8 protein-coding genes are annotated in these 7,169 nt (G+C 72.9%); 4 read left to right on the forward strand and 4 right to left on the reverse strand.

Annotated elements, in window-relative coordinates:
• Positions 1-7 precede the first annotated feature (7 nt).
• A complete protein-coding gene (locus VQ02_RS22780; RefSeq protein WP_048446514.1) occupies positions 8-628 on the reverse strand; it encodes a Maf family nucleotide pyrophosphatase in 621 nt (206 codons plus the stop codon).
• An 11-nt stretch (positions 629-639) separates the two neighbouring features.
• A complete protein-coding gene (locus tag VQ02_RS22785; protein ID WP_048446515.1) occupies positions 640-1,470 on the reverse strand; it encodes a pyruvate, water dikinase regulatory protein in 831 nt (276 codons plus the stop codon).
• 536 nt (positions 1,471-2,006) lie between these two features.
• On the opposite strand from VQ02_RS22785, the gene hemE reads away from it, so the two are divergent.
• The 4 genes from hemE (at position 2,007) to VQ02_RS22805 (ending at position 5,327) form a co-directional block, all read left to right on the forward strand.
• Entirely contained in the window at positions 2,007-3,095 is a 1,089-nt protein-coding gene (gene hemE, locus VQ02_RS22790) for a uroporphyrinogen decarboxylase (protein ID WP_048446516.1), read from the forward strand.
• A gap of 151 nt (positions 3,096-3,246) precedes the next feature.
• Positions 3,247-3,669, forward strand: a complete 423-nt coding sequence (gene hemJ, locus VQ02_RS22795; protein ID WP_083469384.1) for a protoporphyrinogen oxidase HemJ — start codon at positions 3,247-3,249, stop codon at positions 3,667-3,669.
• Positions 3,670-3,679: 10 nt separating this feature from the next.
• Entirely contained in the window at positions 3,680-4,555 is an 876-nt protein-coding gene (locus VQ02_RS22800; RefSeq protein ID WP_425339918.1) for an alpha/beta fold hydrolase, read from the forward strand.
• Positions 4,556-4,559: 4 nt separating this feature from the next.
• A complete protein-coding gene (locus VQ02_RS22805) occupies positions 4,560-5,327 on the forward strand; it encodes an acid phosphatase (RefSeq protein WP_053080510.1) in 768 nt (255 codons plus the stop codon).
• 147 nt (positions 5,328-5,474) lie between these two features.
• On the opposite strand, the gene VQ02_RS22810 is transcribed toward VQ02_RS22805, so the two are convergent.
• Positions 5,475-6,215: a TerC family protein gene (locus VQ02_RS22810; RefSeq protein WP_048446517.1), complete on the reverse strand. Its 741-nt coding sequence runs from the start codon at positions 6,213-6,215 to the stop codon at positions 5,475-5,477.
• Between the two features lie 25 nt (positions 6,216-6,240).
• Positions 6,241-6,993, reverse strand: coding sequence for a lipid kinase (locus VQ02_RS22815; RefSeq protein WP_245239823.1), 753 nt, complete (start codon positions 6,991-6,993; stop codon positions 6,241-6,243).
• Positions 6,994-7,169 lie beyond the last annotated feature (176 nt).

The following is a 7,169-nucleotide window of genomic DNA, read 5'->3' on the forward strand; positions in this document are numbered from 1 at the left end:
GTTCGTCTCAGAACGCCAGCAGCCCGCGCCCGCGCAGGGACGCGAGCAGGGGCAGGAGCGGCAGGCCCAGAATGGTCGATTGATCGCCCGCGATGCGGTCGAACAGGTGGATGCCGACGCCCTCGAGCTGGTAGGCGCCGACGCTGCCGGTGACGGCAGGACCGGCGGCGTCGAGATAGGCGGCGATGCCCGCCGCATCGAGGGGCCGCATCGTCAGCCGCGCCGTCGCGACGAAGCATTCGACCACCGCCCCGCCGAGGGCGAGCGCCACGGCGGAGTGCAGGGCGTGGGTGCGCCCCTGCAGGCGGGCGAGGTGAGCGGCGGCCCCGTCCCGGTCGGCGGGCTTGTGAAAGACCGCGCCGTCGAGATCCAGCACCTGGTCGGCCCCGATCACCACCCGGTCGGGCGCGCCCGCCGCCACCGCGGCCGCTTTGGCCGCGGCCAGGCGCTCGGCGAGGCCGGGGGGCGAGAGATCGGCGGCCGCGGCCTCCACGGCGCGCTCGTCGACGCCCGGCGCCCGGGTCTCGACGGCGAGGCCCCCGGCTTCGAGCAGCGCGCGCCGGGTCGGGCTGGTCGAGGCGAGGAGGAGCGGCGCGGCACCGCGCCAGAGCGAGGAAGCGTGCGACATCGAGGACCGTCTCACCCGGCGATGAACTTCAGCCGGTGCTCGCGGTGGAGGTCGACGATCGCCGCGGCGGTCTCCTCGATCGAGCGGCGGGTGACGTCGATCACCGGCCAGCGGTTGCGGGCGAAGAGCCGGCGCGAGGAGGCGATCTCGTTGGCCACCGAGTCGCGGTCGACGTAGGAGGACGAATCGTCGGCCTTCAGGCTGAGCAGGCGGTTCTGGCGGATCTGCACGATCCGCTCCGGCGAGGCGATCAGCCCGACGACGAGGGGCTGGCGCAGGGTCTCGAGCACCGGCGGCGGCGGCACGCCGGGCACCAGCGGGATGTTGGCGGTCTTCAGGCCGCGATTGGCGAGGTAGATCGCCGTCGGCGTCTTCGAGGTGCGGCTCACCCCGAGCAGGATCACGTCCGCCTCGTTGAGGTCGACCGGCAGGTTGCCGTCGTCGTGGGCGAGGGTGAAGTTCATCGCGTCGATGCGCTTGAAGTACTCCGCGTTCAGCATGTGCTGCGCGCCCGGCCGGGCGGTGGAGTGGGTGCCGAGGTAGGATTGCAGCAGCCGGTGCACCGGCTCCAGCACCGAGAGCAGCGGCGAGCCGGTGGCCCGGCAGGCCTCCTCCAGCCGCTCGGTCAGCTCGCGCCCGACCAGGGTGTAGAGCACGATGCCGGGAGCCTGCTCGATCTCGTTGATCACCCGCTCGAGCTGCGCGCCCGAGCGCACCAGGGGGTAGACGTGCTCGATCGCCGAGACGCCTTCGTACTGGGCCGCCGCGGCCCGGCCGACATTGATCAGGGTCTCGCCGGTGGAATCCGACACGAGGTGGAGGTGGAAGTAGCTGCGGACCACGCGGACTCCCCGGGGCTGGCCGCGGTCTTGCGCCGCGGCACGACCCCGGCGCTCCGGCTTCGTTCACCGGATCGGCCACGAGGAGTCGATGAGTGTGGATAATGCGCCGACGAAGCGAGGTCCAGGCGCGAAGGGTGTGGGTTAACGGCTCCGCGCCTCAACAGGCCGGCCGTTAACACTCGTGGCGGACCGCCCGTGGGAGAATCCGGGACGTGGACCCGCCGATCGGAGGCCGACGGGGGCCAAACCCCTCGCGACTCTCGTCATCCTTCGACAATGGAGCAAATCTGTTAAAGGCCTCTTAACGCACCGGCGGTGGGGACGGGCTGTGGACGAAGCTGGAGCCCCGCGACACCCGCCCCCAATAGAAAAAACAGATTCCTAGAATCTCTCTTTTCTTTTCAGAGGCCTGGGTGGGGACGGCGATCTGCGCGGGTCGCGACCAAGCGTCAGGCTGGCGCCGGAAGGCGGTTCTCGGCATAGGGAAGCGATCCGTCGACGCGACGGCGGGATCCAAGGTTTTCGAGGGGCAGACGATGAGCGGGACCGCGGGAACCGGACGGGGAGACGCGGGGCGGCCGCTCCTGCGGGTGCTGAACGGCGAGGCGCTCTCCCCGCCGCCGGCCTGGATGATGCGCCAGGCCGGGCGCTACCTCCCCGAGTACCGGGCGGTGCGGGCCGAGGCCGGCTCCTTCCTCGACCTGTGCTACAACCCCGACTTCGCCACCGAGGTCACGCTCCAGCCGATCCGCCGCTTCGGCTTCGAGGCGGCGATCCTCTTCTCCGACATCCTGGTGGTGCCCCATGCCCTCGGGCAGGACGTGCGCTTCGTGGAAGGGGAGGGGCCCCGCCTCGACCCGCTGGCGGGCCGGCCCGAATTCGACGCGCTGCTCGAGGCCGGCGACCCGCGGGTCATGCGCCACCTGGGCCCGGTCTTCGAGACCGTCGGGCGCCTGCGGGCGGAGCTGCCCACCGAGACCACGCTGCTCGGCTTCTGCGGCGCGCCCTGGACCGTGGCGAGCTACATGATCGGCGGGCGCGGCACGCCGGACCTCGCGCCGGCCCGGGCGCTGGCCGCCCGCGATCCCGCCCTCCTCGACGCCCTGATCGACCGGCTGGTCGCGGTCTCGACCGAGTACCTGGTGCGCCAGTTCGAGGCCGGCGCCGACGCGGTGCAGATCTTCGAGAGCCATGCCGGCGCCCTGCCGGACGTGCCTCCGGGAGAGGCCGGCGACGCGCTGGCGCGCTGGAGCCTCGGGCCGATCGCCCGGATGATCGCCGGCATCCGCGCCCGGGTGCCGAGCGCTAAGGTCATCGTCTTCGCCCGCGGCTCGGGGCTCGAGGGCCACGCCCGCGTCGCCGCGGAGACCGGCGCCGACGCGGTCGGGGTCGATTGGGCGGTGGATCTCGCGGCGCTCCGGGCCCGCCTGCCGGCCTCGGTGGTCACGCAGGGCAACCTGCACCCCGAGACCCTGATCGCCGGCGGCGACGCCCTGGACGCCGCCGTGGACGCGATCCGGGAGGCCACCGCCGGCACGCCCCACATCTTCAACCTCGGCCACGGCATCACCCCGCAGACGCCGATCGCCCATGTCGAGCGGATGCTCGCGCGGCTGCGCGGGTAAGGGGAGAGCCGGTCCGCTCCACGACTCCCCCGGCACAGGGTCATCCCGGGCTCTCGCCTTCGGCGAGCCCCGGGATGATGCTGAGAATGGAAGATTCACTGGTCCAAGATTTTACGACAGCTGAACATCCTTCGACAGGGACAATCCTACCGTGTATCTCTGGATCAAGGCCGCCCACATCGTGTCGCTCATCGCCTGGATGGCCGCGATGCTCTACCTGCCGCGCCTGTTCGTCTATCACGCCGCGCTGCCGGCGGGCTCTCCGCAGGGCGAGACCTTCAAGGTGATGGAGCGGCGCCTCGCCAAGGCGATCATGCTGCCGGGAATGATCGCCACCTGGGTCTTCGGCCTCACCCTCGCGGTGATGAGCGGCGCCTACACGCAAGGCTGGCTCCACGCCAAGTTCGCCCTGGTCCTGGCGATGAGCGGCATCCACGGCTGGCTCTCGCGCCTGCTCAAGGACTTCGCCGCCGACCGCAACACCCGCAGCCCCAAGTTCTACCGGGTGCTGAACGAGGTGCCGACGGTGCTGATGATCGGCATCGTGATTCTGGCCGTGGTCAAGCCGTTCTGAAGGAGGCGCCATGATACCCGGCATCGAGACGCAGATCCTCTCCCTCTCCCTGGCCGGGCGCACCCTGAGCCTGCCGGCCGACCGGATCGGGTCCGGCGCGCCGGCGCTGCTGCTGCCCGCCCTGTCCTCCATCGCCACAAGGGAGGAGATGCGGCCCCTGGCGAGGCGGCTTTCCGCCCGCCACCGCTGCCTGGTGCCGGACTGGCCTGGCTTCGGCGCGCAGGCCCGGGCCCGGGTGCCGCTGACGCCCGGCACCCTGCACGCCTTCCTGGACGCCCTGCTGGCGCAGGAGCCGGGCCCCTACGCGGTCGGGATCGCGGCCGGCCACGCCGCCGGCTACCTCGTCGCCGCGGCGTCCCGCCACCCCGGCGCCTTCGCGCGGCTGGTCCTGGTGGCGCCGACCTGGCGCGGGCCGTTGCCGACCGCCATGGGTCCGCAGCGCCGGCCGCTCTACCAGCGCCTGCGTCGGGCGGTCGAGACCCCGGTCGTCGGCGACCTGCTCTACCGGCTCAACGTCAGCACGCCGGTCGTCGCCCGGATGATGCAGGCCCACGTCTACGCCGACCCGGCCCGGGTCACCCCGGCAGTGCTGGCCGACAAGCGGCGGGTGACGCACCAGCCCAGGGCCCGCTTCGGCACCGCCGCCTTCGTCACCGGCGGCCTCGATCCGGTCGAGACCCGCGAGGACTTCCTCGCCCTGTTCGGCCCCGGCCTGCCGCCGGTGTTGATGCTGCGCCCCAAGGGCACGCCCCGCCGCTCCGGCGCCGAGATGGCGGCGCTGGCCGAGACCGGTCGCGTCCGCAGCGTCGACGTCCCGGGGGCGCTCGCCGCCCACGAGGAGTACCCGGAGGCGGTCGCCGCCGCGATCCTCGCCCCCGAGGCGTGAGCCGGTGCGGGCGCCCCTCGCTGCCTTCGTCCTGGTCCTCGCCGCGACCGGGGCGACCGCCGAGCCGGCCCGTCCGGCCCGCCCGCCCTACCTTGCGGCGGGCGCCCTCGACACCGCCGCGGTGCTGCCGCCTCCGCCGAGGCCCGGCAGCGCCGCGCAGACCGCCGACGCGGCGATCTACGCCTCGACCCGGGCGCTCGCCGGCACCCCGCGCTGGCAGCTCGCGATTGCCGACGTTCCCTCGGGCGTCCCCCGGCTCCTCGACGATTTCTCCTGCGCCGCCGGCCGGCGCCTCGACCCGGCCCGCCTGCCGGCCCTGACCGAGCTCCTGGCGCGCACCCGCCGCGACGTCGTGGAGGCGGTGCGGGACGCCAAGGCGCACTTCGCCCGGGGCCGGTCGCATCTCGGCAACGACGCGGCCCTCTGCGTCGAGCGCAGCGAGGCCCTCGACCGCAGCTTCGCCTACCCGTCCGGCCACGCCACCGAGGGCTGGACCTTCGGGCTGGTCCTCGCCGCCCTGATCCCGGAGCGCGCCACCGCGATCCTGCGCCGCGGCCGGATCTACGGCGAGAGCCGGATCGTCTGCGGGGTGCACTGGGCGAGCGACGTCGAGGCCGGCCGCAGCACCGGTGCGGCGCTGTTCGCGGCGCTCGTCGGCAATCCCGCCTTCCGGGCCGACCTCGAGCGCGCCCGGGCCGAGCTCGCCGGGCCCGCGGACGCGCCCGACGCGGCGGCCTGTGCGGCGGAGGAGGCGGCGAGTCCGCTGCCGTGATGCGGCCGCACCCCGTTCCGGACGTCTTGCCTGGAAAGGCAGGCCGGGACGCCGGGTCTGCATGACGGGTGCATGGCTCCGAAACGAGAGCAGCGCCCGATCGGGTCACGATCGGGCGCTGCCGTGAAGCGTCGGTATGGCCGTGGGTCAGGCCGTCTTGCGCTTGGCCCTCCGGGCGCGGCGCCCGAGGATGTTGAGCACCTCGACGCCGGCCGAGAAGGCCATCGCGGTGTAGACGTAGCCCTTCGGCACGTGGGCCCCGAACCCTTCCGCGATCAGCGTCATGCCGATCATGATGAGGAAGCCGAGGGCCAGCATCACCACCGTCGGGTTGGCGGCGATGAAGCGCGACAGGGGATCGGCGGCGAGCAGCATCACGGTCACGGCCGCCACGACGGCGATCACCATGATCGGCACGTGCTCGGTCATGCCGACCGCCGTGATGATGCTGTCGATCGAGAACACCAGGTCGAGGAGTAGGATCTGGCCGATCGCCGCCGTGAAGCCGAGGGAGGCGCCACCGCCGACCTTCTCCTCCGGATCCGGATCGAGGCTGTGGTGGATCTCCTTGGTGGCCTTCCAGAGCAGGAACAGGCCGCCGGCGATCAGGATCATGTCGCGCCAGGACAGGCCCTTGCCGAAGATCTCGAACACCGGCTGGGTCAGGTGGACGATGTAGGCGACCGTGCCGAGCAGCGCGAGGCGAAGGACCAGGGCGAGGCCGATGCCGATGCGCCGGGCCCGCGACTGCTGCTCCGCCGGCAGCTTGTTGGTGATGATCGAGATGAAGATCAGGTTGTCGATCCCGAGCACGACCTCCATGACGACGAGCGTCGCCAGGGCGACCCAGGCCGTCGGGTCGGCAGCCAGCTGAACAAGGGAATCCACGGCGTCGAGGTCCTTCGAAGTTGCTCTACGGGAAGATCGAGGGGCGGCCCGGAGGCGCCGGCTGCGGCGCATGGACCTGGATGGCCTTGGGCAGCACCCGCACGTGGGCCGGCGTGTAGGTGGTCAGCTCGCCGTCGGTGTTGACCGGGCGCGGCTTCTTGGTGCGCAGCACCACCTCGGTGGTCTGGAAGGCGCGCACGTCGGCAGCTTTCCCTTGCGTGCCCCGGCGCAGGGCCGGCAGCAGGGCGAGGAGCCGCCACCAATGGGCGACCTCGAGGCTGTAGAAGTTGAGCAGGCCGTCATCGACGGTGGCGTTCTCCTCCACCGTCATGCCTCCGCCGTAGTGGCGGCCGTTGCCGACCGAGACCTGGATGGTGCGCACCATCTCCACGGTGCCGTCGTGCTCGATGTAGACCGTGAACGGCCGGGCCCGCCGCAGGAGCCGGAACGCCGCCACGCCGTAGCCGATCGTGCCGAGGCGCCGCTTCAGGTCCGCCGTCAGCTCGCCGGCGAGATCGGCGGAGAAGCCGATGCTGGCGACGTTGAAGAAGTAGTGGCCGTTGACGCAGCCGAGGTCGATCGGTCGGGCCGGCACGGTCGCGATCACCTCCGCCGCCGCCAGCGGATCGGCGGGCAGGCCGAGGCTGCGGGCGAGGTCGTTGGCGGTGCCGAGGGGCAGGATGCCCAGCGGCAGGTGCGCCTCCGCCAGGGCCTGGGCGGCGGCATTGAGGGTGCCGAGCCATCGCCGGGCGAGACCGACTGCAAGGCGCTGATCCATGCCCACGCGAGCACCTGCGACATGGTGATCCTCGGCGGGGGGGGCGGGCCCCCCCATACCGCCCCCCCCGCCCCCGCGGGGGCGGCCCCGCCCCCCGGCCTCCCTCCCCCCCGCCCCCCCCACCACCCCCCCCCCCGCCCCCGCCCCCCCCGCCCCCCCGCGGCGGCGCGGGGGTG

Source organism: Methylobacterium variabile (assembly GCF_001043975.1).
GTDB classification, from domain to species: domain Bacteria; phylum Pseudomonadota; class Alphaproteobacteria; order Rhizobiales; family Beijerinckiaceae; genus Methylobacterium; species Methylobacterium variabile.